Source organism: Sphingopyxis sp. GW821-FHT12F08, assembly GCF_058806755.1.
In genome coordinates, this window is the sequence record NZ_JBXAQA010000002.1 from 579,629 (window position 1) to 605,997 (window position 26,369).

The 26,369-nt window shown below is 66.5% G+C and carries 24 protein-coding genes and 1 other RNA gene; 16 read left to right on the plus strand and 9 right to left on the minus strand.

Features of this window, described 5'->3' with window-relative positions:
* Window positions 1–9 precede the first annotated feature (9 nt).
* Window positions 10–3,423, plus strand: a complete 3,414-nt coding sequence (locus AC1RNQ_RS07555) for a DUF2339 domain-containing protein (protein WP_493170158.1) — start codon at window positions 10–12, stop codon at window positions 3,421–3,423.
* A gap of 47 nt (window positions 3,424–3,470) precedes the next feature.
* Here the strand turns inward: AC1RNQ_RS07555 and ssrA are convergent.
* Window positions 3,471–3,829, minus strand: a transfer-messenger RNA (tmRNA) gene (gene ssrA, locus AC1RNQ_RS07560).
* Window positions 3,830–3,863: 34 nt separating this feature from the next.
* The gene (gene mscL, locus AC1RNQ_RS07565; RefSeq protein WP_493170159.1) at window positions 3,864–4,280 is read right to left on the minus strand and encodes a large conductance mechanosensitive channel protein MscL; all 417 of its coding nucleotides are present in this window, start codon (window positions 4,278–4,280) and stop codon (window positions 3,864–3,866) included.
* Between the two features lie 118 nt (window positions 4,281–4,398).
* Between mscL and AC1RNQ_RS07570 the strand changes: the two genes are divergently transcribed.
* The 5 genes from AC1RNQ_RS07570 to AC1RNQ_RS07590 all read left to right on the plus strand — a co-directional run bounded on the left by AC1RNQ_RS07570 (window position 4,399) and on the right by AC1RNQ_RS07590 (window position 7,799).
* Window positions 4,399–5,001, plus strand: coding sequence for a LemA family protein (locus AC1RNQ_RS07570; RefSeq protein WP_493170161.1), 603 nt, complete (start codon window positions 4,399–4,401; stop codon window positions 4,999–5,001).
* Window position 5,002: 1 nt separating this feature from the next.
* Window positions 5,003–5,515 carry a TPM domain-containing protein gene (locus AC1RNQ_RS07575; protein WP_493170163.1) on the plus strand — a complete coding sequence of 171 codons (513 nt, stop codon included), beginning with the start codon at window positions 5,003–5,005 and terminating at the stop codon, window positions 5,513–5,515.
* Window positions 5,512–6,333 (plus strand): TPM domain-containing protein, encoded by an 822-nt coding sequence (locus AC1RNQ_RS07580; RefSeq protein ID WP_493170165.1) that lies wholly within the window; start codon window positions 5,512–5,514, stop codon window positions 6,331–6,333. Before AC1RNQ_RS07575 ends, AC1RNQ_RS07580 begins: the two co-directional genes overlap by 4 nt.
* A 12-nt stretch (window positions 6,334–6,345) precedes the next feature.
* Window positions 6,346–7,032 (plus strand): TPM domain-containing protein, encoded by a 687-nt coding sequence (locus AC1RNQ_RS07585; RefSeq protein WP_493170167.1) that lies wholly within the window; start codon window positions 6,346–6,348, stop codon window positions 7,030–7,032.
* 224 nt (window positions 7,033–7,256) lie between these two features.
* Window positions 7,257–7,799, plus strand: a complete 543-nt coding sequence (locus tag AC1RNQ_RS07590) for an NUDIX hydrolase (protein ID WP_493170168.1) — start codon at window positions 7,257–7,259, stop codon at window positions 7,797–7,799.
* 137 nt (window positions 7,800–7,936) lie between these two features.
* Here AC1RNQ_RS07590 and AC1RNQ_RS07595 read toward each other — a convergent pair whose 3' ends face one another.
* From AC1RNQ_RS07595 to carB, 3 genes are all read right to left on the minus strand, one after another.
* Window positions 7,937–8,566 (minus strand): rhomboid family intramembrane serine protease, encoded by a 630-nt coding sequence (locus tag AC1RNQ_RS07595; RefSeq protein WP_493170170.1) that lies wholly within the window; start codon window positions 8,564–8,566, stop codon window positions 7,937–7,939.
* Between the two features lie 13 nt (window positions 8,567–8,579).
* Entirely contained in the window at window positions 8,580–9,056 is a 477-nt protein-coding gene (greA, locus tag AC1RNQ_RS07600; protein WP_493170171.1) for a transcription elongation factor GreA, read from the minus strand.
* Window positions 9,057–9,152: 96 nt separating this feature from the next.
* Entirely contained in the window at window positions 9,153–12,473 is a 3,321-nt protein-coding gene (carB, locus tag AC1RNQ_RS07605) for a carbamoyl-phosphate synthase large subunit (protein ID WP_493170173.1), read from the minus strand.
* A gap of 63 nt (window positions 12,474–12,536) precedes the next feature.
* Between carB and AC1RNQ_RS07610 the strand changes: the two genes are divergently transcribed.
* Window positions 12,537–12,884 carry an endonuclease domain-containing protein gene (locus tag AC1RNQ_RS07610; RefSeq protein WP_493170174.1) on the plus strand — a complete coding sequence of 116 codons (348 nt, stop codon included), beginning with the start codon at window positions 12,537–12,539 and terminating at the stop codon, window positions 12,882–12,884.
* A gap of 134 nt (window positions 12,885–13,018) precedes the next feature.
* Here the strand turns inward: AC1RNQ_RS07610 and AC1RNQ_RS07615 are convergent, their stop codons facing one another.
* Genes AC1RNQ_RS07615 through carA form a run of 3 tightly spaced genes read right to left on the minus strand, consistent with a single transcriptional unit; the run spans window position 13,019 to window position 15,263 of the window.
* Window positions 13,019–13,351, minus strand: coding sequence for a hypothetical protein (locus tag AC1RNQ_RS07615; RefSeq protein WP_493170176.1), 333 nt, complete (start codon window positions 13,349–13,351; stop codon window positions 13,019–13,021).
* Entirely contained in the window at window positions 13,351–14,046 is a 696-nt protein-coding gene (locus AC1RNQ_RS07620) for a hypothetical protein (protein WP_493170177.1), read from the minus strand. The genes AC1RNQ_RS07615 and AC1RNQ_RS07620 overlap by 1 nt, the downstream gene beginning before the upstream one ends.
* 20 nt (window positions 14,047–14,066) lie before the next feature.
* Entirely contained in the window at window positions 14,067–15,263 is a 1,197-nt protein-coding gene (gene carA / locus AC1RNQ_RS07625; RefSeq protein WP_493170178.1) for a glutamine-hydrolyzing carbamoyl-phosphate synthase small subunit, read from the minus strand.
* Window positions 15,264–15,396: 133 nt separating this feature from the next.
* Between carA and AC1RNQ_RS07630 the strand changes: the two genes are divergently transcribed.
* From AC1RNQ_RS07630 to AC1RNQ_RS07670, 9 genes are all read left to right on the plus strand, one after another.
* Window positions 15,397–15,849 (plus strand): GatB/YqeY domain-containing protein, encoded by a 453-nt coding sequence (locus AC1RNQ_RS07630; RefSeq protein ID WP_493170179.1) that lies wholly within the window; start codon window positions 15,397–15,399, stop codon window positions 15,847–15,849.
* 111 nt (window positions 15,850–15,960) lie between these two features.
* The gene (locus AC1RNQ_RS07635) at window positions 15,961–16,365 is read left to right on the plus strand and encodes a GIY-YIG nuclease family protein (protein ID WP_493170181.1); all 405 of its coding nucleotides are present in this window, start codon (window positions 15,961–15,963) and stop codon (window positions 16,363–16,365) included.
* Window positions 16,362–18,248, plus strand: coding sequence for a DNA primase (dnaG, locus tag AC1RNQ_RS07640; RefSeq protein ID WP_493170183.1), 1,887 nt, complete (start codon window positions 16,362–16,364; stop codon window positions 18,246–18,248). Before AC1RNQ_RS07635 ends, dnaG begins: the two co-directional genes overlap by 4 nt.
* Window positions 18,249–18,278: 30 nt before the next feature.
* On the plus strand, window positions 18,279–20,300 hold the full coding sequence (gene rpoD / locus AC1RNQ_RS07645; RefSeq protein WP_493170185.1) for an RNA polymerase sigma factor RpoD: 2,022 nt from the start codon (window positions 18,279–18,281) through the stop codon (window positions 20,298–20,300).
* Between the two features lie 216 nt (window positions 20,301–20,516).
* Window positions 20,517–21,368 carry a polysaccharide deacetylase family protein gene (locus tag AC1RNQ_RS07650; RefSeq protein ID WP_493170187.1) on the plus strand — a complete coding sequence of 284 codons (852 nt, stop codon included), beginning with the start codon at window positions 20,517–20,519 and terminating at the stop codon, window positions 21,366–21,368.
* Window positions 21,369–21,385: 17 nt separating this feature from the next.
* Window positions 21,386–22,138, plus strand: a complete 753-nt coding sequence (locus AC1RNQ_RS07655; RefSeq protein WP_493170601.1) for a formyltransferase family protein — start codon at window positions 21,386–21,388, stop codon at window positions 22,136–22,138.
* A 320-nt stretch (window positions 22,139–22,458) separates the two neighbouring features.
* Window positions 22,459–22,755 carry a PspC domain-containing protein gene (locus AC1RNQ_RS07660; RefSeq protein WP_493170188.1) on the plus strand — a complete coding sequence of 99 codons (297 nt, stop codon included), beginning with the start codon at window positions 22,459–22,461 and terminating at the stop codon, window positions 22,753–22,755.
* A 253-nt stretch (window positions 22,756–23,008) separates the two neighbouring features.
* Window positions 23,009–23,677, plus strand: a complete 669-nt coding sequence (locus tag AC1RNQ_RS07665; RefSeq protein WP_493170190.1) for a DUF6975 family protein — start codon at window positions 23,009–23,011, stop codon at window positions 23,675–23,677.
* An 86-nt stretch (window positions 23,678–23,763) separates the two neighbouring features.
* A complete protein-coding gene (locus AC1RNQ_RS07670) occupies window positions 23,764–24,609 on the plus strand; it encodes an AAA family ATPase (RefSeq protein WP_493170192.1) in 846 nt (281 codons plus the stop codon).
* 150 nt (window positions 24,610–24,759) lie between these two features.
* Here AC1RNQ_RS07670 and AC1RNQ_RS07675 read toward each other — a convergent pair whose 3' ends face one another.
* The gene (locus AC1RNQ_RS07675; protein ID WP_493170193.1) at window positions 24,760–26,157 is read right to left on the minus strand and encodes a methyl-accepting chemotaxis protein; all 1,398 of its coding nucleotides are present in this window, start codon (window positions 26,155–26,157) and stop codon (window positions 24,760–24,762) included.
* Window positions 26,158–26,369: the final 212 nt, after the last annotated feature.

The following is a 26,369-nucleotide window of genomic DNA, read 5'->3' on the forward strand; positions in this document are numbered from 1 at the left end:
CTCCTGTTGGTGGACACGCGGGGCCGGCTCAAGCGGGCCGAGGCGACCTTGGCCGAGGCCGCCAAGCGGATCGGCGCGCTCCAGCGTCACGCAGGACTGCTGCCGCCGAAGGAAGGCGAGACGCCGGCACAGGCGCGCCGCGCCGCCGCTGCGCCGCTGGACCCCACACCGGCACCGCCCCCACCCGCATCCGCCCCCACCTGGGTCGCGCCATCGCCCGAAACCATCGACCGCTGGAAACCGAAGCCCGACGGGCCGGCGCCGGAAGAGCAGGCGCCCGCCGAACCCGAAGCCGAAGAACGGCCCGCTCCGGTCGCCGCCGCGAGCGCGCCGCTGCCGTCGATGACAGAGGAGGTCCCGGTCGAGGACGAAGCCATCATCGAAGAAGCCGCGCCAAAGGCCGCCGCGCCCGAACCAGAACGCCCTGCCGCACCACCGCCCGCCCCACCCGGACCGCCGCCGACCATGGCATCGCGCTTCGAAAATCTGTTCGGCAAGACGCTGCCGATCTGGGCCGGCGGCATCACCCTCGCCATCGCCGGCGTGCTGATCGTCCGTTACGCAATCGACGCGGGTTTCTTCGCGCGCGTCTTCACCCCCGGCGTGCAGGTGATCGCCGGCGTGCTTTTCGGCCTCGGGCTGATCGGCGGCGCCGAATATGCGTGGCGCAATGAGGACAAGGTCCGCGACGTGCGCGTGCCGCAGGCGCTGTCGGGCGCGGGCATCGCGACGCTCTACGCGGCGATATTGGTCGCCGCCAATGTCTATGGCCTGATCGGCCCGCTCGCCGCTTTCGTCGGGCTGGCGCTCGTCACCGCGGGCGCGCTCGGCCTGTCGCTGCGCTTCGGGCCGCCGAGCGCGCTGCTCGGCCTCGCGGGCGGCCTCGCCGCTCCCGCGCTCGTCGGCGCGATGGAGCCCAATGTGCCGTTGCTCGCGGTCTATCTCGGCCTCACCATCGCGGGGCTCGCGGGGGTCGCGCGGATGAAGCGCTGGCCTTGGCTTGCGCTCGCCGCCTTCTTCGGCGGGGTCGGCTGGAGCCTGTGGATGTTGCTCGCGACGACCGCGCTCGACACCTTGGGCTCGCTGTCGATCGGCGGCTATGTGCTGCTCCTAGCGCTCGCGCTCCCGATGATCGCCTTCGACGGGCCGCGCGCCGCGCTGCTCCGCGCCGGCTCGGCGATCGTCGGCGCGTTGCAGCTTGCCTTGCTCGTCGGCATCGGCGGCTTCGCGCCGCTCCACTGGGGGCTGTTCATCCTGATCGCGGCGGCGGGGCAGTGGCTCGCCTGGCGCGAAAAGGATTTCGCGATCGTCCCCTCGATCAGCCTCGCGCTGTCGGTGCTGCTGCTCGCCGTCTGGCCCGATCCGGCCGCTAGCTGGTTCGCGATCATCGGCCTCGCACTCGCGGCGATCCACGCGCTGCCGCTGCTCGCGCGGCTGTGGGGCGAGGCGCGGACCTTGCGCCGGACGCTCGAACTCTGCGCGCTGGCGCTCGCCGCGCCGCCGCTGGTCAAATATCATTTCTGGGATATCGCCGACACGGCGCTCGCGCTGGTCGCGCTCGGCGCCGCACTGGTCGCGGGTGGCGGCATCGCGCTCGGCTGGAAGGCCGAGAACCGCACCGCCGACAGCCGCTTCGCCTGGCTGACCGCAACGACCGGCCTGCTCGTCGCGGTCGCCGCCTGGCTGATCGTGCCGCTCTGGATCGCGCCGCTCGCGGTCGGCGGCGTCGCGGCCGCGCTGCTCTTCTTCGGCAAGGCGGCGAAGGACCGCCGCATCGAACCGATCGCAGGGAGCTTCGTCGCGCTCGCACTCCTCGCGCTGATCGCGACCCCGCTCGCGCTCGTCGAGCTGCCGCGGCTCGTGCTCGGAGTCGACGGCGGCTTCGCGGGCCAGGCATTGGCACGCTGGGCCGGCCTGGCCGCGCTGCTCGGCCTGTTCGCGGCAAAGGCCGAGGACCGTTACCTGCGCTTCCTCGCGCTGACGATCGCCGGCGGCCTCGCCTATGGCGCGCTCGCGCAGCTCGTGCCCGGCTGGAGCCTGACGCTCGCGATGGGCGCGGTCGCGGCGGCGCTGTTCGCGCTCGCCCGCCGCCGCGGCGCGCTCCCGGTCGAGGGTCTCTCGCTCGTCTTCGCGCTGCTCGCGGTCCTGCTGCTCGCCTCGACCGGCCCCGCCCTCATAGCGCAGTGGACACGCCTCACCGGCAGCGACGAACTGGTAGCCGGGACCGCGATCCTGCGCTGGGGCGGCCTGACATTGCTCGGCCTGCTCTACGCAACCTTGTCGGCGCAGCCCGCGATCCGCCGCATCGGTCAGGTCGCTGCGGCGCTGCTCGCTTATGGCACGCTCGCGCAGGTCGTCCCCGGCGCGTATCTGATGCTCGTCCCCGCGGTCGGCGGTGCAGCGGCGCTGCTCGCGGCGCGGCGGATCGACCGCGCGCGCATCGATGCCGCAGCAGCGAGCTTCGCCGCGCTGAGCCTCGCCTGGGCGGTGCTGCCCGTGGGCGTCTGGGCGACCAAAGCGACCCTCTCGCTTGGCGGCGTGCCGATGCTGTTCGACGCGCCCGCACTGGCCATCGACCAGCTGTTGCTTCGCCTGCTGCTGCCCGCGCTGCTGTTCGGCGCGCCGCTCCTGCTACTGCGCGATAGGCTGCCGCGCTGGCTGCTCATCGCGGCCTTCGCGGTCATCGGCATCGTCGCCGGAATCGCGCTGCACTGCCTCTATCGCCTCGGTTTCGCGGCCGCTTTCGGCGGCGATTTCGTCGCCACCGGCGTCGCGCAGCGGATCGTCTGGGGCGCGCTGCTCGTCGGCATCGGCTGGCTCGCGATGCGGCGCGGCCTCGCCAGCCTCGCGCGCCCGCTCATCGTCGCGGGAACCGCACATGCGATCTGGTACGGGCTCATCCTCCACAACCCGCTGTGGACCCAGCAGGCGGTCGGCTCGCTGCCGATTGCCAACTGGCTGGCTCCGCTCTTCCTGCTGCCGGGTATCGGGCTGGTGCTCATCCGCGCGCTCTTCCCCGACGCGCGCGCCGCGCTCGACCGCATCGTCCAACTCGCGGCGATGCTGCTCGTCGCAGGCCTCGCCTGGGCGACGCTGCGCCAGATCTTCCACGGCGGCCTGCTGATCGAACCCGGGGTGACCAACAGCGAGAATATCCTGCGCTCGATCCTGATCCTCGCGCTCGCGATCGGTTTCCTGCTCTGGGGCATCCGCCGCAACCGCCACGACTGGCGCATCGCGTCGCTGATCCTGATGCTCGGCGCGGTGGGCAAGGTGTTCCTGTTCGACGCCTCGGGGCTCGAAGGGCTGCTGCGCATCGGCTCGTTCGTGGTACTGGGGTTCAGCCTGATCGGCATCGGCTGGCTCTACAGCCGCCAGCTCGCGCGGCCGTCGGCGCCGGAGGCACCCGAAAAGCTGGACTGAAGGGAAAAGGTGGGACGATTCTGTTGCCCGGCTCGTCCCCAGCCGCTGGTATCCGATTCTGTTGCCCGGTTCGGTCCGAACCGCGTTCTATTTGAATAACCTTAGGCCGTGAGGCTTATCGGTTACGCAGCCAGAGCGAGTGCTTCGTTATCGTTAGCACTTATTGGTTTTGAGCCTTTAACGGGTTACTCAGCCCGGAAGAAACTACCGTCTTTGAACACACGTCGATCCTGGTTCGGCCCCGTCAGAAACCCGCGCACCCCTTCTAAAGGGGCGCGAGTTCGTGGTGGAGCCGCCGGGTACTGCCCCCGGGTCCGCTGTGCCTATTCCACGGCAACATTTATCCTCATAGTCGGCCGAAACCGACACAGCCCATATAGGAAGCCCGCCCGCACTTGGAAAGAGCACGGGCGGGCGAACCCCTGAAAAGCGGTGGAAAATTATTTCTTGCGCAGCTCGTCGCGGATTTCGGTGAGGATATCGACCTCGCTCGGGCCCGCGGCGGCATCGGGACCCTTGCGCACGACCCTGTTCACCGCCTTCACCAGCAGGAAGATGATCCACGCCAGGATCACGAAGTTGATCGTCGCGGTGATGAACGCGCCATAGCCGAACATCGCGACGCCCGCTTCCTTCAGCTTGGCATAGTCGGTCGGCGACACGCCGGCGGGTACCTGACCCAGCAGGATGAACATGTTCGAGAAATCGGCCCCGCCGAAGATCCAGCCGACGACGGGCATGATGACATCCTCGGTCAGCGACTTGGTAATCGTCGCAAAGGCGCCGCCGATGATCACGCCGACCGCCAGGTCGATGACATTGCCGCGCGCGATAAATTCCCTGAACTCTGCCAACATCTTGGCTCTCCCCGGATGGTTGGTCCTGCGCGCCGAAGGTGCCGCGCGGATTGCACAAAGGCAAGCGCCATCCTATGATGTGTATTGTTGCGGCAAAACGCCGCCGGAGGGAGCCTCGATGACCATGACCATGCGTTCCGCCCGCTGGATGATCCTGCCCGTCGCCGCACTGAGCCTGTCCGCCTGTGGCATCAACAGCGTGCCCACCAAGGAAGAAGCGGCGAAGGCGAAATGGGCGAATGTCGAAGCCGCGTATCAGCGGCGCGCCGACCTGATCCCCAATCTCGTCGAAACCGCCAAGGGCGCCTCGCGCATCGAGCAATCGACGCTGGAGGGCGTAATCCAGGCACGCGCCTCGGCGACGCAGGTCAAGCTGTCGACCGACGACCTGAACGACCCTGCCAAGGTCCAGGCCTTCCAGCAGGCGCAGGGCAATGTGTCGAGCGCCCTCGGCCGCCTGCTCGTCACCGTCGAAGCCTATCCCGACCTCAAGAGTCAGGCGCGCTTCGCCGACCTGATGACCCAGCTCGAGGGTACCGAGAACCGGATCAACGTCACGGTGCAGGACTATAACGCCGCGGTGCAGGACTATAATACGACGATCCGCACCTTCCCCGACATCATCGGCGCCAAGATCGTGCATGGCGCCGAGCCGATGACACCCTATCGCGCGGTGACGCCGGGCGCCAACGAAGCGCCGAAGGTCGATTTCGGTCAATAAGGTGCTCCGCACCACCCTTGCCGCTCCGCTCGCGATCCTGTTGGTCGCGGGCGGCTGCAAGGAAGCGCCGCCATCGGAGGCCGCCTATTGCGTCGGCGTTCCCGGAATTGCGATGCAGGGGCGGGTCAACGACGCGGCATCGGTGCTGAACGACGAGGAGGAAAGCCGCTTGTCCCAGCGCCTCGCCCGCTATGAAGCGCTGACCCGGCATCAGATGGTCATCGCGACGGTGGCGAACCTCAATGGCGCGACGGTCGAGGATTATGCGGCCTGCCTCGGCAATCGCTGGGGCATCGGGCGCAAGGACCATGACGACGGCATCCTGATCCTCGTGGCGCCCAACGAACGGCAGATTCGCGTCGCAACCGGGACCGGCATCGAAAAGCTGCTCCCCGACGAAAAGGCCAAGGCTGCGATCGACCGGATGACCCCACGATTCAAAAGCCGCGATTATGCAGGCGGCCTGGCCGCCGGCATCGACGCCATCGCCGCACAAACGGGAGAGCCGCAATGAAGTCGATCCTGCTCGGCTGGGGGCTAGGCTTGTCGCTGCTCGCCGCGCCCGCCGCGGCGCAGACCTTCCCCAAGCTCACCGGCCGCGTCGTCGATCAGGCCGACATCATCCCGCCCGCCGAGGAAGCCGCGCTCAATACGCAGCTCGAAGCGCTGGAGACCAGGACCGGGCACCAGCTCGTCGTCGCGACGGTCAAGGACCTCGAGGGCAACGACATCGCCGATTATGGCTACAAGCTCGGCCGCGAATGGAAGATCGGCGACGAGGCCAAGGACGACGGCGTCGTCTTCCTGATCGCGCCCAACGAGCGGCGGATGAACATCTCGGTCGGCTACGGCCTCGAACCCGTGCTGACCGACGCGATGTCGGGGCGGATCATCCGCGATACCGTTACCCCCCTGTTTAAAGACGGCGACATGCCCGGCGGCATCCAGGCGGGCGTCAACGCGATCGCTGAACAGATCCAGCTCACCCCCGAGGAGGCCGCGGCACGCGCGGCGCAGATCGAGGCCGAGGATCGCGACCGCGCCGACGACGGCGACATCGGCGGGCTGATCTTCGTCGCGATCATCATCTTTTTCTTCTTCGTGCTGCCGATCCTTTCGAGCCTCGGGCGCAAGGGCAAGAAGCGGCGGCGCAAGAACAGCCCCTGGGGCGCCCCGATCATCATCTGGGGCGACGATGACGACTGGGGCGGCGGCAGCGGCGGATCGTCGTGGGGCGGCTGGAGCAGCGGCGGCGGTGGTGGCGGCGGATTCGGCGGCTTTTCGGGCGGCGGCGGCAGCTTCGGCGGCGGCGGCGCGTCGGGCGGCTGGTAGGGAGCGCGAGAGATGCCACGCAAAGTGAGCCATGTGAGCAGCGCCGATCACGACCTCGTCACCGCGGCGGTCGCCGCGGCCGAGGCGCGCACCAGTGGCGAAATCGTCACCGTCGTCGCGGCGCAATCGAACGACTATGACGATGTCGCGCTCGTCTGGGCCAGCGTCGTCGCCTTCATCGCCATGTCGGTGATCGCGCTCTTCCCCGAATTTTACCGCGGGATCTACGACTGGCTGACCGGCGGCTGGGGGCACGAGCTCACCGCCAATCAGTGGCTCGGCACGGTAATCGCGATCGGCGCGATAAAATGGATCGGCATGTGGCTGATCCTGCTGTGGCGCCCGCTGCGACTGTGGCTGACCCCGCGCGCGATCCTCGCGGGCCGCGTCCGCGCGCGCGCGGTCGACCTGTTCAAGGTCGGCACCGAGGCCAAGACGCTCGGCCGCACCGGCGTCCTCCTCTATGTCAGCCTGAAAGAGCATCGCGCCGACATCGTCGCCGACCAGGCGATCGCGGCGAAAGTTTCCCCCGAAGTCTGGGGTGACGCCATGGCGGCGCTGATCGACCATATCCATGCCGGCCGCCCCGGCGAAGGCATGGCCGAGGCGGTGCGCCAGATGGGCGTGGTGCTCGCCGAACATTTCCCGCGCGGCAGCGAAAATCCCAACGAACTGCCTGACCGGCTGATCGAGATTTAGGATCGCTTTACCCCACAAATGCGGGCCGGGATTGATCTCGCACAAAGCCACGAAGCCACAAAGGGGCGCTGCTCACTGCCGCAGGCCCCTTACCTTTAACGTTGCAATTTCAGCCGCATTTCATGCGGAGGGTCCGGCTGCGGCCAATCCCTCCTTGTGGCTTCGTGGCTTTGTGCGAAACAAATATCATGGCGCCCGAAAGCGCCGCCGACCTAGGAGATGATATGTCCCGCCCCGCTCCCGACACACCCATCGAAACGCGGTGGGAAGGCCGCTTCGTCACCGTCAAGCAGCAGGGCACATGGGAATATGTCTCGCGCTCGCGCGGGATCCACGCCGCGGTGATTCTGGCGATCGACGACGCCCCCGACGGGCGCCACGTCATCCTGGTCGAGCAATATCGCGTGCCGATGGGCATGAACTGCCTCGAGATGCCCGCGGGGCTGGTCGGCGACGACACCGCGGGCGAAGCCGCGGAACTCGCCGCCGCGCGCGAGCTCGACGAGGAGACGGGCTATGCCGCCGCCAACTGGCGCACCGTCGGCGAATTTTATTCCTCGCCGGGGATGGTGAGCGAAAGCTTCACCCTGCTCGTCGCGACGGGGCTGACCAAGGTCGGCGAAGGCGGCGGGGTCGACAGCGAGGACATCGTCGTCCACCGCGTGCCACTGGCCGGGATCGAGGATTTCGTCGCGGCGAAGCGCGCCGAGGGCTGCGGCATCGACGTGCGCGTCGCGATGCTGCTGGTGGGCGGGCTGTTGGCCTAAAGCCCCCCCCCCTTTCAGGGGAGGGGTTGGGGTGGGGGCTGTTGGCGTGGCGCAAGGCCTCGGCCCCCACCCGCTGCGACTAAGCCAGCAAGCTGGCAAGTCTCGCTACCCTCCCCTGAAGGGGAGGGATGATTCACCTACCGCCCGCCGAAACGCCAGCGCAGCAGCGGGCGCGCCAGCATCAGCCCCGCGACGAAGCCGCCGATCGACGCCCACAGCGTCGGGATCGCGAAGCCGCCCGCCGCGACGCCGAGCAGCAATTGCAGCCCGATCCACGCCGCCCCCAGCCACAAGGCGCGCACCCATGGCGCCGGGATCGGCCCCAGCGCCCGCGTCTGCGCGCGGCTGAAGATCAGCGCGAACACCGCGAGCATCGCCGCGACCGACGCATTGGCGCCGAGCAAGGGCAGCTCGAGCCGCGGCTGCGCCAGCCACAAGGCGAGCGCGCCGGCATAGGCGCCGGCGACGATCAGCACCGCCAGCGCCGGCTTGCCCAGCGGCTGTTCGAGCTGCCGCCCGATGAACAGCAGCATCACGATGTTGAACGCCAGCGAAATCAGGTCGTAGTTCAGGAACAATCCGGTGAGCGGCGTCAGCAGCGCGGGCACCATCGGTCCCGATGCGACGACGCCGATCCCGAAGCGCGCGGGGATGAAGCCCGCCATGATCGCGGCGTCGCCCCACAGCCCGCTGATCAGCAGCAGGATGTGAAACACCGCCATCACCGCGGCGAGCGCGGTGATGAAGGGACCGGTCGGCAAGGTCATCGGCGCGCGGCGATCAGACGAATTCGATCTTGGTGACCAGATAATATTTGTCGCCCGCGGGCACGGTCACCTCGATCTCGTCGTCGACGCGGCGCCCGATCAGCGCGCGGCCGAGCGGCGAGTTGTAGCTGATCTTGCCGTCCTTGGCGTCGGCCTCGGCCTGCCCGACGATCTGGTACCGGATCGGCTTGTCGTCCTCGTCGGCGAGGGTGACGGTCGCGCCGAACACGATGCGGTCGCCCGAAAGCATCGTCGGATCGATGACCTGCGCGCGCGACAATTTGTCCTCGAGGTCGCCGATCGTCGCTTCGACCTGGCCCTGGCGTTCCTTGGCGGCGTGATATTCGGCATTTTCCGAAAGGTCGCCATGCGCGCGCGCTTCCTCGATCGCGTCGACGATCAACGGTCGCTCGGCCTTGAGCGCACTGAGCTGCGTGCTCAGCTTCTCATAGCCTTCTGCCAGCATCGGCACCTTTTCAACGCTTGCCATTATCCTGTTGTCCTTCGTCAATAATCCTGCCCCGGCGGGAGAGCGCCGGGCGGCAGAGCCGCTGGTTCCGTCGATGTCGGGGGGTGAAGCGGTCCGTCAATAATAGTCCTGAAGCGGCTTTACTTCAAGACTGTGCGCGCGCAGCGCCCCGATCGCATGGGTCGCGGCATCGCTGCCCGCCGCCGTCGTGTAATAAGCGACGTCGGCCGCCAGCGCCGAGGCGCGGATCGATTGCGAGTCCTGAAGGCTCTGCCAGCCCTCGGTAGTGTTGAAGATCAGCTGCACGTCGCCGTCCTTGATCCGGTCGACGATATGCGGGCGACCTTCCGCCACCTTGTTGACGCGCTCGACGTCGATCCCTTGCCCCGTCAGATAGTCGGCGGTGCCGCCGGTCGCGATCACCTTCCAGCCCCAGACCGCGAGCCGGCGCACCGGTTCCAGGATGCGCGGCTTGTCGCTGTCCTTGACCGACACGAAAAGCCGCCCGTCGGTCGGCAGGCGGTCGCCCGCGCCAAGCTGCGCCTTCGCAAAGGCCAGGTTGAAATTGCTGTCGATTCCCATGACTTCGCCGGTGGACTTCATTTCGGGCGACAGCACCGGATCGGTGCCGGGGAAGCGCGCGAAGGGGAAGACCGCTTCCTTGACCGCGACATGCGCGATGTCGCGGTTGATCCTGGGCAGGTCGGCGAGCTTCTCGCCCGCCATCACCCGCGCCGCGATCTTGGCGATCGGGGAACCCACCGCCTTGGCGACGAAGGGCACGGTGCGGCTCGCCCGCGGATTGACCTCGATCAGATAGACATCGTCGCCCTTGACCGCGAACTGGATGTTCATCAGGCCGCGGACTTCGAGCGCGCGCGCCAGCGCATCGGTCTGGCGCTCGATTTCGGCGATGGTTTCAGCGGTCAAGCTGTACGGCGGGATCGAACAGGCGCTGTCGCCCGAATGGACCCCGGCTTCCTCGATATGCTGGAGCACACCGGCGACGACAACATCGGTGCCGTCGCAGAGCGCGTCCACGTCCACCTCGATCGCATCGCGCAAATAGCGGTCGATCAGCACCGGCGAATCGCCCGACACCTGCACCGCGGTCTCGATATAATTTTCGAGCTGCGCCTGGTCGTCGACGATCTCCATCGCACGGCCGCCAAGCACATAGGACGGACGCGTCAGCACCGGATAGCCGATGCGCGCCGCAACCGCGACGGCTTCCTCGCGGCTGCGCGCGATGCCATTCTCGGGCTGCTTGAGGCCGAGCTTGTTGACCAGCGCTGCGAAACGCTCGCGGTCTTCGGCCAGGTCGATCGCGTCGGGCGAGGTGCCGAGGATCGGGATGCCGGCATCTTCGAGCGCCTTGGCCAGCTTCAGCGGCGTCTGCCCGCCGAACTGGACGATCACCCCGACCAGCGTGCCCTTCGACATTTCGACGTGCAAGATTTCGAGCACATCCTCGGCGGTCAGCGGTTCGAAATAGAGGCGGTCCGACGTGTCGTAATCGGTGCTCACCGTCTCCGGGTTGCAGTTGATCATGATCGTCTCGTAACCCGCTTCCTCGAGCGCGAAGCAGGCGTGGCAGCAGCAATAATCGAACTCGATCCCCTGCCCGATGCGGTTCGGGCCGCCGCCGAGGATGACGATCTTCTGCCGCTCCGACGGGTTCGCCTCGCATTCGGGGGTGCCAAAGGTCGGGGCTTCATAGGTCGAATAGAGATAGGGCGTCTGCGCCTGGAATTCCGCGGCGCAGGTATCGATCGTCTTGAACACCGGGCGCACGCCGAGCTTGTGGCGCAGCGCGCGCACCTCGGCCTCGGTCACGCCGCCGGTCATCGCCTTGACTGCCTCGTGGATCAGCCCGCTGCCGCGCGCGGTCGCGCGCTGCGCGCCCGGATGGAGGTTCGCCGACTGGAGCGCGAGATAGGCAAGCCGCTTGTCCGAAAAACCCATCGCCTTGAGCCTCCGCAGCCCTTCGGCATCGCGCGGCAGGCCGTTGGTGCAGACCTCGACCTCGGCGGCGACGATCTCGGCGATGCGTTCGAGGAACCACATGTCGTAGCCCGCGACGCGGTTGATCTCGGCGAGCGGCAGCCCCTCGCGGATCGCCTGCGCGGCGTTGAGCAGCCGGTCGGGGGTGCGCTGCGCGAGTTCGCTGCGCAATTGGTCGTGGCTCGCCCCTTTGAGGCGGTCGACGAAGTTGAAGCCGCTAAGCCCCGTCTCCAGCCCGCGCAGCGCCTTTTGCAGGCTCTCGTGGATCGTCCGCCCGATCGCCATCACCTCGCCGACCGACTTCATCGCGGTCGACAATGTCGCCTCGGCGCCCTTGAACTTCTCGAAGGCGAAGCGCGGGATCTTGGTGACGACATAGTCGATCGTCGGTTCGAACGACGCCGGGGTCACCCCGGTGATATCGTTCATGATCTCGTCGAGCGTGTAGCCGACCGCGAGCTTCGCCGCGACCTTGGCGATCGGGAAGCCCGTCGCCTTCGACGCCAGCGCCGACGAGCGCGATACGCGCGGGTTCATCTCGATCACGATCAGGCGGCCGTCCCTGGGGTTCACCGCGAACTGGACGTTAGACCCGCCGGTCTCGACCCCGATCTCGCGCAGGCACGCGATGCTCGCGTTGCGCATGATCTGATATTCCTTGTCGGTCAGCGTCAGCGCCGGCGCGACGGTGATGCTGTCGCCGGTATGCACGCCCATCGGATCGACATTCTCGATCGAACAGATGATGATGCAATTGTCCTTGCGGTCGCGCACCACCTCCATCTCATATTCTTTCCAGCCGAGGAGCGATTCCTCGATCAGGACTTCGGTGGTCGGCGAGGCGATCAGGCCGCCGCGGACGATATGCTCGAATTCCTCACGGTTATAGGCGATGCCGCCGCCGGTGCCGCCGAGCGTGAACGACGGACGGATGATCGAGGGCAGGCCGGTGCGTTCGAGCACGCTCAGCGCCTCGTCGAGCGAATGCGCGATGCCGCTACGCGCGCTCTCCAGCCCGATCTTGGTCATCGCGTCGCGGAACTTGATCCGGTCCTCGGCCTTGTCGATCGCCTCGGCATCGGCACCGATCATCTCGACGCCATATTTCGCCAGCGTGCCGTCGTTGAACAAAGCCAGCGCGGTGTTGAGCGCGGTCTGCCCGCCCATCGTCGGCAGCACCGCGTCGGGGCGCTCCTTGGCGATGATCTTCGCGACGATCTCGGGCGTGATCGGCTCCACGTACGTCGCATCGGCGAGGTCGGGATCGGTCATGATCGTCGCCGGGTTCGAATTGACGAGGACGATGCGATAGCCCTCCTCCTTCAACGCCTTGATCGCCTGCGTCCCCGAATAATCGAACTCGCACGCTTGGCCGATAACGATCGGGCCGGCGCCGATGACGAGGATGGATTGGATGTCGGTTCTTTTGGGCATTTATGCTGCTATCTTCAAAGCCCTCCCCCGTGAGGGGGAGGGTTGGGTGGGGGCGTCCAGACGATGACGGACAAGCGATTGACGAGGGTGGCACGCAGATTGCGACGCGAACCCACGGAGGCGGAGAAGAAACTGTGGTCGCGACTGCGCGGAAAGCAGTTGGGTGTTCAATTCACCCGGCAGTTCCCGATCGGCGGCTTCGTGACCGACTTCGCCTGCCGGTCGATGAAGCTCGTCGTCGAGGTCGATGGCGGTCAGCATGCCGACAGCATCGACGACATCGAGCGCACGCGCATCATCGAAACCCATGGCTACAGCGTGATCCGCTTCTGGAATAACGATGTGCTCACCAACACCGATGGCGTGATCGCGATGATCATCGAACAACTCGCCATCGCGCGAGGCCGATAAAGCTCTCCCCCTCGAGGGGGAGGCTTGGGTGGGGGTGTACGCCCGCCAGTGAGGACGCGCGGCCTGACGGCCTCGCTCCCCCACCCCCAACCCCTCCCCGACGGGGAGGGGGGTAGCAAGGCCGAAACCTTGGCTCACTGCACATTCCGATCGATACCGATCTGCGGATCACTCCCGCCGACCTCGGCGATGAAATCGAGCACCGGTCGCGCCGTCGCCGCGACCCACGCCGCATCGGGCACGACATCCTCATATTCGAAGATCAGATGATGCCGCCCGACCCCGCGCGCTTCGGCGAAGCCGCGCGCCTCGGCGAGCTGCACCGCCTCATAGGGCAGCCGCCGCGCGCAGGTGATGTTGAGCCGCACCCCCGCGCCCCAGCGCTCGGGATGCGCCGCCGCATCGGCCGCCAGCGCGTCGAGCTGGTCGGCGAACGCGGTTGCCGGGGACGCGAGTTGATCGGCCATCACGAAACCCCTCCAGCCAGATCGGCGGGCAGGCGCCTCGCGGCATCGGACGCGACCTGCCGCGTGCACCAGTCCACCGCACTTCGCAGGCCGGCGATCCGGACCGGATAGCGACGCGTCTCCCACCCATCGGGCAACCGGTTTTCGGGCTCGCGCTGGTCGACGTCGTGCCAGTTGCGCGATTTATAGCCCCATTCGATCTTCTTCGCGGCAATCAGCTCCGAATAGATGCGCGACAGGTGCATGAACGGATCGGCTTCGGACGCACGAACCGCCTGATGCCCGCGCCAGACGAGGATGATCTCGCGCTCGGGGTTCGGGTCGGGCGGATAGGCATGGTTCGAGAATATCGGCGCCGGCGTGGCGATATTGCGATATTCGTAGCGCCGCCCGTCGACATAGAGCCAGAGCGTGTCGCCGATAAGCGCAATGTCGGACCGCTCGTCATCCTCGTCGGGCAGGCCGTGGAAGCTCAGTCGCAGCGACCGCAAATTCCCATCGCCCTCGACCTCGAACAACACGTCTTCGCTCGCCCCTTCGCACAATATCTCGCCGACATAGGGCTGCCCCTCACGCCAGTTGATCTCGGTCCGGGCCTTCAGTTCGAAGCCGTCCTGCTCGGCCTTCGCGAAGTCGAAGGCCTGCGGCAAAGCCGCTCCGGGTTGCGCGGCGGCAAGCGAAGGCAAGAGCATCATGGAAAAGGCGAGCGAACGGATCAAACCAGCCCGCCCACGAACTTCTCGAACAGGTAGAAGCTGTCCTGCGGCCCCGGGCTCGCCTCGGGGTGATATTGCACGCTGAAGGCGTTCTTGCCGGTGATCGCGATGCCGCAATTCGATCCGTCGAACAGGCTGCGGTGCGTCTCGACCACGCCCTTGGGCAGCGTCGCGGTGTCGACCGCGAAGCCGTGGTTCATGCTGGTGATCTCGACCACGCCGTCGCCCTCGTCGCCGCCGACGCGCTGCACCGGGTGGTTCGCCCCGCGGTGACCCTGGTGCATCTTCACCGTCTTCGCGCCCGCGGCGAGCCCGAGCAATTGGTGGCCGAGGCAGATACCGAAGATCGGCACACCCCGCTCGAGCAGCCCCTTGATCACCGGCACCGCATAGTCGCCCGTCGCCGCGGGATCGCCGGGGCCGTTCGACAGGAACACCCCCGCGGGGCGCAGCGCGACGATCTCGTCGAGGCTGGTCTTCGCGGGCACGACCGTCACCCGCGCGCCGGCCTTCACCAGGTTGCGGAAGATATTGTCCTTCGCGCCATAATCGACCGCCACGACATGCGGCGCGGCATCATCGGCACGCTTGTGCGCCGAAACGTCATAGCCCGACCCCAGATGCCACACGCCCGCGTCCCAGCTTCCCTGCCGTTCGCGCGTCACGGTCTTGGCAAGGTCCATGCCCTCCAGCCCCGGCCAGCCTTGCGCGAGCAGCAGCAGCCGGTCGATGTCGAAAATGCCGTCGGGGCTGTGCGCGACCACGCCCGTCGGCGCGCCGCCGTCGCGGATGCGGCGCGTCAGCGCACGCGTGTCGATCCCGGCCAGCCCGATCAGCCCCTGCGCCTTCATCCAGTCGGGCAGGGTCTGCACGCTGCGGAAATTGCTGGGCAGCGTCGGCAGTTCGCGGGTGATGCAGCCGATCGCCGCGCGCTTCTCGCGCTCCATATCCTCGGGGTTCGCGCCGACATTGCCGATGTGCGGGAAGGTGAAGGTGATGATCTGCCCCGCGTAGGAGGGGTCGGTCAGGATTTCCTGATAGCCGGTCATCGCGGTGTTGAAACAAATCTCGCCTACGCCCGCGCCCGCGGCACCGTAACCCACGCCCCACAGGATCGTGCCGTCGGCAAGGACGAGGACGCCGGTGGCGCCGGCAGGCTGGCTTTTGGGCGCGGCAGAGGGGTTGGCTGGTGCCATTCAACATGCTCCGGACGGGGGGCTAAACGGCCGATCAACTAGGCACCAAAAAAGTGATTCACAAGCTATCCGATTCGGAAACTTGCCGCTAGAGAGGGCCTTTCCGAAATTTGCAGCGCATGGGAACACGGGTATGATTCGTGACGACATCAAGGCTGCGCAGGTCGCCGCGATGAAAGCCGGCGACAAGGCGCGGCTCGGCACCATCCGGCTGATGCTGGCCAAGATCAAGGACAAGGACATCGAACTGCGCACCGGCACCGCGCCGGCCGACGACGATGTACTGGTCACCGACGTGCTGCAGAAGATGGTCAAGCAGCGCCGCGAGTCGATCGCGATGTACGAACAGGGCAATCGCCAGGAACTCGCCGACATCGAAGCGGCGGAAGTTCTGGTGATCGAGGATTTCCTGCCCGCGCAGCTCAGCGACGACGAAGCGACCGCGGCGATCAAGGGAATCGTCGACGAACTCGGCGCGGCGAGCCTCAAGGACATGGGCAAGGTGATGGCCGCGGTGAAGGACCGGCTGGGCAGCCAGCTCGACATGAGCAAGGCCAGCGGGTGGGTGAAGGCGGCGCTGGGCTGATCGCGGAAATCCGTATACCCCATCTCCGTTAGTCCCGAGCGAAGTCGAGGGACGGGCTACCCAGAACCAACGTGTCTCGACTTCGCTCGACACGAACGGTTATGGGAGTTCATGGCGTTCTGGACCTATATGCTGCGCTGCTCCGACGGCCGCTATTACACGGGACACACCGACGATTTGGAACGCCGTATCGCCCAGCATGACCATGGCGGATTCTGCGATTTCACGTCGCGCCGGAGACCGGTGACCTTGGTCTGGTCGCAAGATTTCGCGACCCGCGTCGAAGCGCTGGAGGCGGAGCGCCGCATCAAACCATGGTCGCGCGCCAAGAAGGAAGCGCTGATCCGGGGCGATTGGGACATGGTCGGTCATTTCGCAAAACCGCCGAAAGAACGCCCTCCCCTCCCGTTCGTCCCGAGCGAAGTCGAGGGACGCGATGCCCAGCGCCAGCGTGTCTCGACTTTGCTCGACACAAACGGAGGTAGGCATATGGCGCGCCGGGAGGGGAATTCATGACCCTCACCCCCCAATGGCTGGACGAACTGCGCGCGCGCGTCACGCTGTCGACCCTCATCGGCCGGACGGTGAAGATCACGCGCGCCGGCCGCGAGTATAAGGCCTGCTGCCCCTTCCATAACGAAAAGACGCCCAGCTTCACGATCAACGACGAAAAGGGATTCTACCACTGCTTCGGCTGCTCGGCCCACGGCGATGCCATCCGCTGGATGACCGACCAGCGCGGCCTCAGCTTCATGGACGCTGTGAAGGAACTCGCCGCAGAGGCGGGCATGGAAGTTCCCGCCGCCGACCCGCGCGCCGCGAAAAAGGCTGAGGAGCAGGCGAGCCTGCGCGACGTGACGCAGGCCGCCGCCGACTGGTTCACCCAGCAGCTCGCCAGCAGCAACGGCGCCCCCGCGCGCGAATATCTGACGAAACGCGGCATTTCGGAGGCGACGCGCAAGGCTTTCGGTTTCGGCCTCGCCCCCGACAGCCGCAGCGCACTGAAAGAGGCGCTCAAGAAATTCCCGACCGCGATCCTCGTCGAATCGGGGATGCTGATTTCGGTCGACGACAAGGAGCCCTACGACCGCTTCCGCGGCCGGCTGATGATCCCGATCCGCGACGCGCGCGGGCGGGTGATCGCCTTCGGTGGGCGCATATTGGGCGACGGCGAGCCCAAATATCTGAACTCGCCCGACACCCCGCTCTTCGACAAGGGGCGCACGCTCTACAATCTCGACAAGGCCTCGCCCGCGTCGCGCCAGACCAACCGGATCATCGTCGTCGAAGGCTATATGGACGTGATCGCGCTCGCCGAAGCGGGGATCGCCGACGCGGTCGCGCCGCTCGGCACCGCGCTCACCGAGAACCAGCTCGGCATGATCTGGCGCATGGTGCCCGTGCCCATCCTTTGCTTCGACGGCGATGCGGCCGGGCAGAAAGCCGCGATGCGCGCCGCGATGCGCGCGCTGCCACTGCTCCGCCCCGGCTTCAGCCTCGCTTTCGCGACGCTCCCCGCGGGGCAGGACCCCGACGATATCGTCCGCGCGCGCGGCGCCGAGGGTGTCACCGCCTTGCTCGAAGACGCCCGGCCGCTCGTCGAACGCCTCTGGGCGCACGAAGTCGCCGCCGGCCCGCTCGCCACCCCCGAGGAGCGCGCCGCGCTGAAAACGCGCCTGCTCGCGCATGCCGATACGATCGAGGACGCCGACGTCCGCCACCATTATCGCGAGGCCTTTCGCGAGCGGCTCGACACGCTCTTCACACGCAAACAGCCCGAACGCGGCCCACGCGTGCCCTGGGCGCCGCAGGGTCCACGCGGCAGCAATCGCCGCTTCGCCCCCGACCCGCGGCTGCAGCCGCCCGCCGACGAAACGCGCAGCATCGGACAGGCGGGGATCGCCGGCCATCTGCTCACCGCCTTGCTCGGCGGCCTGCTGCGCTATCCCGAGGCGCTGCGCCGTCACGAGGAGGCGCTCAGCCGACTCCCGGTGGGCGATCCGGGCGACGCCGAACTGCTCGGCGCAATGCTTGACAGCGCCATGCGCCAAGAAGGGCTTGATACTGAGGGCTTGCTTGCCATATTGGAGCCAATGAAAGTGTATAATAGGGCGACGACATTGCTCAGAGCCGATGGAATGCACTTCTCGTTCAATCGCAGGCTGGACAGCAAGGATGGGGCCGATGCGGCGCGGAATACCGCGCTTCGCGACCTCGACGAATATATCGGCGTGCTCGTGACGCAGCCCGAAATCCGCGCCCGGCTCGCCGAGGCGACCGCGGATTTCCAGCGCACGATGGACGACGCGAATATGGAGCGACAGCAAAAGCTGCGCGCGATGGACGAGGATCTGACCCGCCGCCTGGCCGCGCTGTCCGAAGACAGCCAGCAGGCTTAATTTTTGTACGCCTTCAGGCAGGAACCGTAAATGGCCACCAAGAACACCGCCGCCGACGCCGATACCGACGCCCCACTGATCGACCTCAACGAGGCCGACGTCAAAAAGCTGATCGCGCGGGGCAAGAAGCGCGGCTACCTGACCTATGACGAATTGAACGCGGCGCTGCCGCAGGACGAGATGTCGTCGGAGCAGATCGAGGACATCATGTCGGCGATCTCCGACATGGGCATCAACATCGTCGAGAGCGACGAGGACGTCCAGGAAGAGGCCGACCAGGAACCCGACGACGAGGTCGACGTCAGCGCCGGCACCGGCTCGCTGTCGAACCCCGCGGTCGAGAAGAAGAAGGAAACGGTCGATCGCACCGACGATCCCGTCCGTATGTACCTGCGCGAAATGGGCGCGGTCGAACTGCTCAGCCGCGAAGGCGAAATCGCGATCGCCAAGCGCATCGAGGCGGGCCGCGACACGATGATCCTCGGGCTGTGCGAAAGCCCGCTGACCTTCAACGCGATCATCGAATGGTCGAACGCGCTCAACAACGGCGACATGCAGCTGCGCGAGATCGTCGACCTCGAAGCGATGCTCTCAAAGGACCCGGCGCCCGAAAATCTCGAAGAGGAAGGCGCCACCGACGACGGCGAGATCAGCGAGAAGACCGCCGGCGTCTCGTTCAAGGACGAGGACGAGGTCGAGGAAGAGCCCGCCGCCGACAGCGACGACGAGGACGGCGAAGGCACCTCGGGCAAGCGCGAGAGCTTCGAAGAAGACGACGAAGACAATACGCTGAGCCTCGCGGCGATGGAGGAATTGCTCAAGCCCGACGCGCTCGAGAAATTCGCCAACATCACCAAGAGCTTCAAGGCTTTTTCGAAGCTGCAGGAATCGCGGCTCGAAGCGCTGTCGCTCGGCGGCGAATTCCCGTCGGCGTCGGAGAAGAAATATCACAAGCTGCGCGAGGAACTCACCGCGCAGGTCGAGAGCGTGCAGTTCCACGGCACCAAGATCGAATATCTCGTCGACCAGCTCTACAGCTACAACCGCCGCCTGACCGCATTGGGGGGCCAGATGCTGCGCCTCGCCGAGCGCCACAAGGTGCCGCGCAAGGCGTTCCTCGACAATTATGTCGGGCGCGAACTGGAGGAAACCTGGCTCGACGCCGTCGGCTCGATCGACAAGAAATGGGCCGCCTTCGCCGAGAATGAAGCCGGCGCGGTCGACCGCATCCGCATCGAAATCAGCGAAATCGCGCAAGCCGCGGGCATGAGCCTCACCGAATTCCGCCGCGTCGTGAACATGGTCCAGAAGGGCGAGCGCGAGGCGCGTATCGCCAAGAAGGAAATGGTCGAGGCGAACCTGCGTCTCGTGATCTCGATCGCCAAGAAATACACGAACCGTGGCCTGCAATTCCTCGACCTCATCCAGGAAGGCAATATCGGCCTGATGAAGGCGGTCGACAAGTTCGAGTATCGCCGCGGCTACAAGTTCAGCACCTATGCGACTTGGTGGATCCGCCAGGCGATCACCCGATCGATCGCCGATCAGGCGCGCACGATCCGCATCCCGGTCCACATGATCGAGACGATCAACAAGCTGGTGCGTTGCAGCCGCCAGTTCCTCCACGAGAGCGGCCGCGAGCCGACGCCCGAGGAAATGGCCGAGCGTCTGTCGATGCCGCTCGAAAAGGTTCGCAAGGTGATGAAGATCGCCAAGGAGCCGATCTCCCTTGAAACGCCGATCGGCGACGAGGAAGACAGCCACCTCGGCGATTTCATCGAGGACAAGAACGCCGTCATCCCGGTCGACGCCGCGGTGCAGTCGAACCTCAAGGAAACGGTTACGCGAGTTCTCGCGTCGCTCACCCCGCGCGAGGAACGCGTGCTGCGCATGCGCTTCGGCATCGGCATGAACACCGACCACACGCTCGAGGAAGTCGGCCAGCAGTTCAGCGTGACCCGCGAACGCATCCGCCAGATCGAAGCGAAGGCGCTGCGCAAGCTCAAGCACCCGAGCCGCTCGCGCAAGATGCGGTCGTTCCTCGACCAGTAAGCGCGGTTTACAGGAAAAAAGATTGAGGGCGCGGGGTATGATCCCGCGCCCTTTTCTTTGGGCGCATGCGTCGATGGCCAGTTTTGGGCGGGAGCGGACAAAACCGATCCTCCCCCGCAGGGGGAGGATCGGCAACGCCCGCTCTCCACCTCAAACCCGCCATCCCCACGACAAATGCTTTGTACCATGCCCGCGGATTTGCCATTGGCATCCACGATGCCCGCCACCCCGACCTTTGCCGAAACCGCCGCCGAGGCCTGGGCGCCTGTGCGCGGCTTGGGCGCCAAGGCGCGCAGCGCCGCGCGCGCCGCGCGCATCCGGCTCGAAGCGCTGCGACAGCGGCCGCAAACAGCCCCCTTCGTCCGCTGCCTCTACGCCCACGCGGTCTTCCCCGACACCGTCCCGACCTTCCGCGCCTTCCTGAAGGCCGCGAAGCAGGAGGGCGAGTTCGTCGACACGCCCACCCTCCGCGCGATCATCGAAGGCGGCAAACCCTCCGACGGCCGCTTCTTCCACCTGAGCTTCGACGACGGCTTCGCGAGCGTCTACGAGGCCGGCGGGCCGGTGATGGAGGAGGAGCGGGTCCCCTATACGATGTTCGTCGCGACCGACCTGATCGACGCCGATCCCGACACGCTCGCCGCCTATTTCGCACATATGCCCGCCTATCGCGCGCGCGTCCGCACGCTCGACTGGAGCCAGGCCAAGGCCGCCGCCGCGGGCATCGGCGAGATCGGCTGCCACACGCGCACCCATGCGCGGCTGTCGAAAATCGCGAACGACCCCGCACGCCTCGCCGACGAGATCGCGGGCGCCAAGGCGATCATCGAAGGCCATGTCGGCTGCCCCTGCGACAGCTTCGCCTGGCCCTATGGCACCGCGAGCGACATCGACCCCGCGGGCCGCGCCGCGATCGCCAGCGCCGGCTTCACCAGCAATTTCAGCGCGGTACGCGGCGCGGTGCGGCCCGGCGCGACCGATGTCATGGACATTCCGCGCCACCAGCTCGAATTCCACTGGCCGCTCCACGAGCTGATGGTCTGGGCGCGGGGTTTCCGCGAGGGATGACGCTTCGCGTGGCCCTGATGACCAGCGGCCCGGTCGGCGGGTCGGGGGTGGTGCTCGAGCGGCTGACGCGCGTTCCCGAGGTCGAGCTCGTCTGCCTGATCGTCTCCGAAACCATCGTCGCGAAGCGCAGCCGCAAGAAGATGCTCCAGAAAATCTGGAAGATCGGCCCCTTGGGCGCGCTCAACGGTATCCGCATCCGCAAATGGTTCGGCCACGACATGCGCACCGACGCGCGCGAGGTCGCAAAGGCGCACGGCATCCCGATCGTCACCGTGCCGCGCGTCAATTGCGACGAGACCGTCGAAGCGCTGAAGCACCATGCCCCCGACGTCGGCCTGTCGGTCGGTAACAGCTACATCGCCTCGCGGGTCTTCAGCGTGCCCAAACAGGGTTTCGTCAATTTCCACGGCGAGCTGCTCCCCGAATATCCGGGCGCGCAAAGCGTCGTCTGGCCGATCTATTTCGGGCGCACCCAGTCGGGCTATACGATCCACCGCATCGACAAGGGCATCGACACCGGCGACATCCTCTACAAGCGCGCGGTCGACATCGATTTCCAGCCGAAGCTCGCCGATACGATCCGCCGCACCAACGACAGGGTGCGCGAGCAATTGCCCGAGGCCTTCGCCGCGCTGCTCGCCGACTGGGACAAGCACGCGGCGGCGGCGGTCCCGCAAAAGGTCGAGCGCCATTTCACCACCCCGACCTTCTGGCAATATCTGCGGATGGAGCGCAACAACAAGCGGCTTTGGCGCAAGCGCCAAGGCTGAGCGCTGCGCGCGCGAGATTGCTGCACCGCACAATTATTTTCGCCAACCCCCTTAAAATCTTCATCTTTGCGCCCCAGATAGCGCCTCGACCATGACGCGGGATCGTTTCGCAGCGCTGGTACCCGCCGCTGCAGCGCCCCGAACAAATGGTCGATATTCCCACTAGCTGGGAAATCATCCGAGACCCGAGGCATCCGGCCCGCGCGGCCGCAACGAAAAAACCTTGGAAATCCGGGAGAGCGGAAAATTGGCACGCCCGTTGCTTAGCAAGGGGCAGAGCCGCGGTGCCCCCCGCCGCGGGCAAGAGGAAAGACGAGAAAATGAGCCAGGACACCACTACCACCAATCTCTTCCAGCGTCGCGACACGATGTTCGGCATCTGCGAGGCCGTGGGGCAGGACTTCGGCTTCAACCCGACCTGGCTGCGCATCGCGTTCATCGCGCCGCTCTTCTTCTTCCCGGTTCAGACCTTCGCCGCCTATTTCGGCCTCGGCGCCATCGTGCTCGCCTCGCGCCTGATCTTCCCCGCGAGGAAGGCCGCGGCCCAGCCCGCGCTGACCGCCATCGAAACGCCGCGCGCGACCGAGGCCACCGAGGAACTCGCGCTCGCAGCTTGACCGGATCGCAAGGGCGGGCACTCCCTCTCCCCGCGCCCGCCCGCGCTTCGCTCCGCCCGGCCGCCGGATAATCTCCCGGCCGTGCAGCAACAGGGACCGGCAAGCATCCCCCGCTTGCCGGTCTCTTCTGTCTCGGCCTGACACAGCCGTTCGTCGAATGTCGCCCGCCTCATAAACGCGCTGTTTACGACGTTGCTCTATGGCTGGCGGTTGAAGTCCGGCAGCCACGCTGCCCGCAGGCAAGGAAGACGCGTTGAGCCAGTCGCCCCAGCTCCAGCCGCAGACGCGCAGCGTCGCCGAAATGCTCGATTCGCTGGTCGCCAGCGAGGGCACCGGCGCGCATCGCCACGTCCGCGCCGGCGGGCTGTCGAACGGCCCCAACGCGATGCGCAACCTTGCCGACGCCGTCCATTTCCTCTGCCTGCTCCATGGCCGCCATCCGGGCGTCATCGACCTCGCCGCGCGCAAGGCGGTCGATCCCGTTTCGCGCGGGTGGATGGACGAGGCGGCCGACGCCTTCGTCCAGGAACGCGCCTTCCTCTCGAAAATCGCCGCCGCGGTCGGCCCGGTGCCGAGCACCCAGGGCCAGGACCAGTGCGAGGCCGCGGTCGCCGCGCAGCGCAAGGCGCTCGACATGCTCGCCGAATCGGACCGCCACGGCTGCGCGGTCGGCGCCGCGATCGCGCTGACGCTCGACTGGCGTACGATCCGCGTGCTGCTCGACATCAGCGCCCAGCGCCTCGACATGGCGCCGCCGCGCTGCACCCTCCCCGATCTGCGCGACACCGCCCGCCTTGCCGGCGCGGTTGCCGACACCCCGGCCGCCGAACGCGCGCTCGTCTTCGGCGCGCAGCAGCTGATCGCCCAGCATAGCGGGTTGTGGGACCTGCTCGAGGCGCGCGCGGCGAGCCGCACCATTTAACTGACGCCTCGTCAGGCGCGCTTGCGCCGCCCCCCGCGCCTCGCTATGCCCCTTGACGTTCACGTTAAGGGAAAGGCTCTCCGCCCATGCGCTTCGAAGGAACCAGCGCCTATATCGCCACCGACGACCTCAAGGTCGCGGTCAACGCCGCCACGTTGCTGCGCCGCCCGCTGCTCGTGAAAGGCGAACCAGGCACCGGCAAGACCGTGCTGGCCGAGGAAATCGCCAAGGCCTTCGACGCGCCGCTGATCACCTGGAACATCAAGTCGACCACGAAAGCCCAGCAGGGCCTCTACGAATATGACGCGGTCGCGCGCCTGCGCGACGGCCAGCTCGGCGAAGAGCGCGTCCACGACATCCGCAACTATATCCGCAAGGGCAAGCTCTGGGAGGCCTTCACCAGCCCCAAGCTCCCCGTCCTGCTGATCGACGAGATCGACAAGGCCGACATCGAATTCCCGAACGACCTGCTCCAGGAACTCGATCGCATGGCGTTCCACGTCTATGAGACCGACGAGACGATCACCGCCAAGGAACGCCCGATCGTCGTCATCACCTCGAACAACGAGAAGGAACTGCCCGACGCCTTCCTGCGCCGCTGCTTCTTCCACTATATCAAATTCCCCGACCGCGACACGATGGCGTCGATCGTCGAGGTCCATTTCCCCGGCATCCAGAAGACGCTGGTCAGCCGCGCGATGGACATCTTCTACGAAGTCCGCGACGTCCCCGGACTCAAGAAAAAGCCCTCGACCAGCGAGCTGATCGACTGGCTGAAATTGCTCCTCGCCGAGGACATGCCGCTCGAAGTCCTCCAGAACCGCGACGTCGGCAAGGCGATCCCGCCGCTCCACGGCGCACTGCTCAAGAATGAGCAGGACGTGATGCTGTTCGAAAAGCTGGCCTTCATGGCGCGGCGTCAGGGGAGCTGAAGCAAAAAGAGCCTCCCCATCGCGAAGCGTTGGGGAGGGGGACCGCGCCCGTAGGGCGTGGTGGAGGGGTTTCGACGGTAGTGATATTACCCCTCCGTCAGCGCTTCGCGCTGCCACCTCCCCATGGCTGCGCCAAGGGGAGGATCAAACTTAAAGCTGGTAAGCCACCTCGACATCGCCCCAACGGCGCCCGCCGATCACCACCGGCATATAGACGTTGCGCACCGTGACATAGTTGGTGCCGTCGCCTTCCTGGCGATAGACCGCCATGAAGAAAGGCGCGCTGCTCTTTTTCGCGGCCTTGTCGGTGTCGTCGAACAGGATGCGGCCGTTGCGGCAATGCGCGGTGTCGTGGACGATATCACCCGTCGGCGCGCGCGAGCAATCGGTGATGTGCGTCGGCAGAAAACCGTTCATGTCGCCCGCCGAGGACATCTTCACCTCGGGGTGGTTGGCGACGATATGGTCGAACAGCGGGCGCCAGTTGATGTCGGCCCAGTCGCACAGCGTGGTGCGGAAACGTTCGGGATTCGACCCCGGCACGCGCACATAGTCATGGTCGAACAATTGCCCGGTCGTCAGCTCGCCCTTGGCGAGTGCGAGTTCGGCGATCGCGACGAACTGGTCGCGCACGCGCGCCGCCAGCTCGACCACCGCGGAGTCGCGCGGGGAGACACCCGCCGAGATCACCGCGTTGAACATGCGGTTCGACACATGCTCCATCTTCAGGATCGAATCGCGCGTCCCGCCCAGCGTCGCGCTGTTGTCGCGTACCGAGGCGACGACGCGGTCGACCGCGTCGCGCACCTTGGCACCATTGGCGTGCACCATCGCGCTCGACTGCGCGATGCGGTCGCTCTGGTCGTCGAGCAGCGCGACGAGGTGCGTCGCATCGTGCAGCGCATCGGTGATCGTCTCGAACTGCGCCTCGGCGCGGCTCGACTGCTCGACCCCCGACTGGATCTCGGTGACCAGCCCGCTCGCCTCGGTCGCGAGGCTGCCGATGCTGCGGCGGATTTCGTCGGTGGCGCTCCGCGTATTCTGCGCCAGCTTCTTCACTTCGGCGGCGACGACCGCGAAGGTGCGCCCGGCATCGCCGGCGCGCTCGGCCTCGATCGCGGCGTTCAGCGCCAGCATATTGGTGGTCTTGGCGATCTGTTCGATCGACTGGCTGACCTGCTGTACCTGCTCCATCACCGCGGCGAAATTGGTGACATGCGTACCGAGCCGCGCGATGAGGTCGATGACCGAGCGGAATTCGCTCACCGCGGCATTGACGCGCTCGGCGCCGGTGTCGAGCTGTTCGCAGGCGCGCGCCGACAGCAATTTGGCCTCGTCGGTCGAATCGGCAATCTGGCGCTGGTCGGCCTCCAGCCCGACGACATATTCCTCGAGCCGCCCGAGTTCGACGATCTGCCGCTCCATCTGGTCGGTCGAGCGCTTGATCCGCCCCGCCGCCTCGCTGCACCCCACGGCGAGTTCGCCGCAATCGCTCGCGACCGATTGGTCGAGGATCGGAGCCGCCGGATTGATCGGATCGAATTTCATTGCGCCACCCACCTTGGATTAATCCGCAGGTGATGACCGATAATGGTTAACGGGGGGTCAATGGGTGTGACAGATCCTCCCCGGCACGGGGAGGGGGACCATGCGAAGCATGGTGGAGGGGCACGTGCAGTCGAACGCTCCGTATGACCTCCTGTGCCCCTCCACCACCCTCCGGGTGGTCCCCCTCCCCCGTTGGGGGAGGATCGCTCGCC

Excerpts from the sequence above, each read along its gene's own strand:
- mscL (WP_493170159.1), bottom strand. The coding sequence starts at position 4,280 with ATGTTGGCAGAGTTCAGGGAATTTATCGCGCGCGGCAATGTCATCGAC.
- AC1RNQ_RS07570 (WP_493170161.1), top strand. The coding sequence starts at position 4,399 with ATGACCATGACCATGCGTTCCGCCCGCTGGATGATCCTGCCCGTCGCC.
- AC1RNQ_RS07580 (WP_493170165.1), top strand. The coding sequence starts at position 5,512 with ATGAAGTCGATCCTGCTCGGCTGGGGGCTAGGCTTGTCGCTGCTCGCC.
- AC1RNQ_RS07585 (WP_493170167.1), top strand. The coding sequence starts at position 6,346 with ATGCCACGCAAAGTGAGCCATGTGAGCAGCGCCGATCACGACCTCGTC.
- AC1RNQ_RS07590 (WP_493170168.1), top strand. The coding sequence starts at position 7,257 with ATGTCCCGCCCCGCTCCCGACACACCCATCGAAACGCGGTGGGAAGGC.
- AC1RNQ_RS07595 (WP_493170170.1), bottom strand. The coding sequence starts at position 8,566 with ATGACCTTGCCGACCGGTCCCTTCATCACCGCGCTCGCCGCGGTGATG.
- greA (WP_493170171.1), bottom strand. The coding sequence starts at position 9,056 with ATGGCAAGCGTTGAAAAGGTGCCGATGCTGGCAGAAGGCTATGAGAAG.
- carB (WP_493170173.1), bottom strand. The coding sequence starts at position 12,473 with ATGCCCAAAAGAACCGACATCCAATCCATCCTCGTCATCGGCGCCGGC.
- AC1RNQ_RS07610 (WP_493170174.1), top strand. The coding sequence starts at position 12,537 with ATGACGGACAAGCGATTGACGAGGGTGGCACGCAGATTGCGACGCGAA.
- AC1RNQ_RS07615 (WP_493170176.1), bottom strand. The coding sequence starts at position 13,351 with ATGGCCGATCAACTCGCGTCCCCGGCAACCGCGTTCGCCGACCAGCTC.
- AC1RNQ_RS07620 (WP_493170177.1), bottom strand. The coding sequence starts at position 14,046 with ATGATGCTCTTGCCTTCGCTTGCCGCCGCGCAACCCGGAGCGGCTTTG.
- carA (WP_493170178.1), bottom strand. The coding sequence starts at position 15,263 with ATGGCACCAGCCAACCCCTCTGCCGCGCCCAAAAGCCAGCCTGCCGGC.
- AC1RNQ_RS07630 (WP_493170179.1), top strand. The coding sequence starts at position 15,397 with ATGATTCGTGACGACATCAAGGCTGCGCAGGTCGCCGCGATGAAAGCC.
- AC1RNQ_RS07635 (WP_493170181.1), top strand. The coding sequence starts at position 15,961 with ATGGCGTTCTGGACCTATATGCTGCGCTGCTCCGACGGCCGCTATTAC.
- dnaG (WP_493170183.1), top strand. The coding sequence starts at position 16,362 with ATGACCCTCACCCCCCAATGGCTGGACGAACTGCGCGCGCGCGTCACG.
- rpoD (WP_493170185.1), top strand. The coding sequence starts at position 18,279 with ATGGCCACCAAGAACACCGCCGCCGACGCCGATACCGACGCCCCACTG.
- AC1RNQ_RS07650 (WP_493170187.1), top strand. The coding sequence starts at position 20,517 with ATGCCCGCCACCCCGACCTTTGCCGAAACCGCCGCCGAGGCCTGGGCG.
- AC1RNQ_RS07655 (WP_493170601.1), top strand. The coding sequence starts at position 21,386 with ATGACCAGCGGCCCGGTCGGCGGGTCGGGGGTGGTGCTCGAGCGGCTG.
- AC1RNQ_RS07660 (WP_493170188.1), top strand. The coding sequence starts at position 22,459 with ATGAGCCAGGACACCACTACCACCAATCTCTTCCAGCGTCGCGACACG.
- AC1RNQ_RS07670 (WP_493170192.1), top strand. The coding sequence starts at position 23,764 with ATGCGCTTCGAAGGAACCAGCGCCTATATCGCCACCGACGACCTCAAG.
- AC1RNQ_RS07675 (WP_493170193.1), bottom strand. The coding sequence starts at position 26,157 with ATGAAATTCGATCCGATCAATCCGGCGGCTCCGATCCTCGACCAATCG.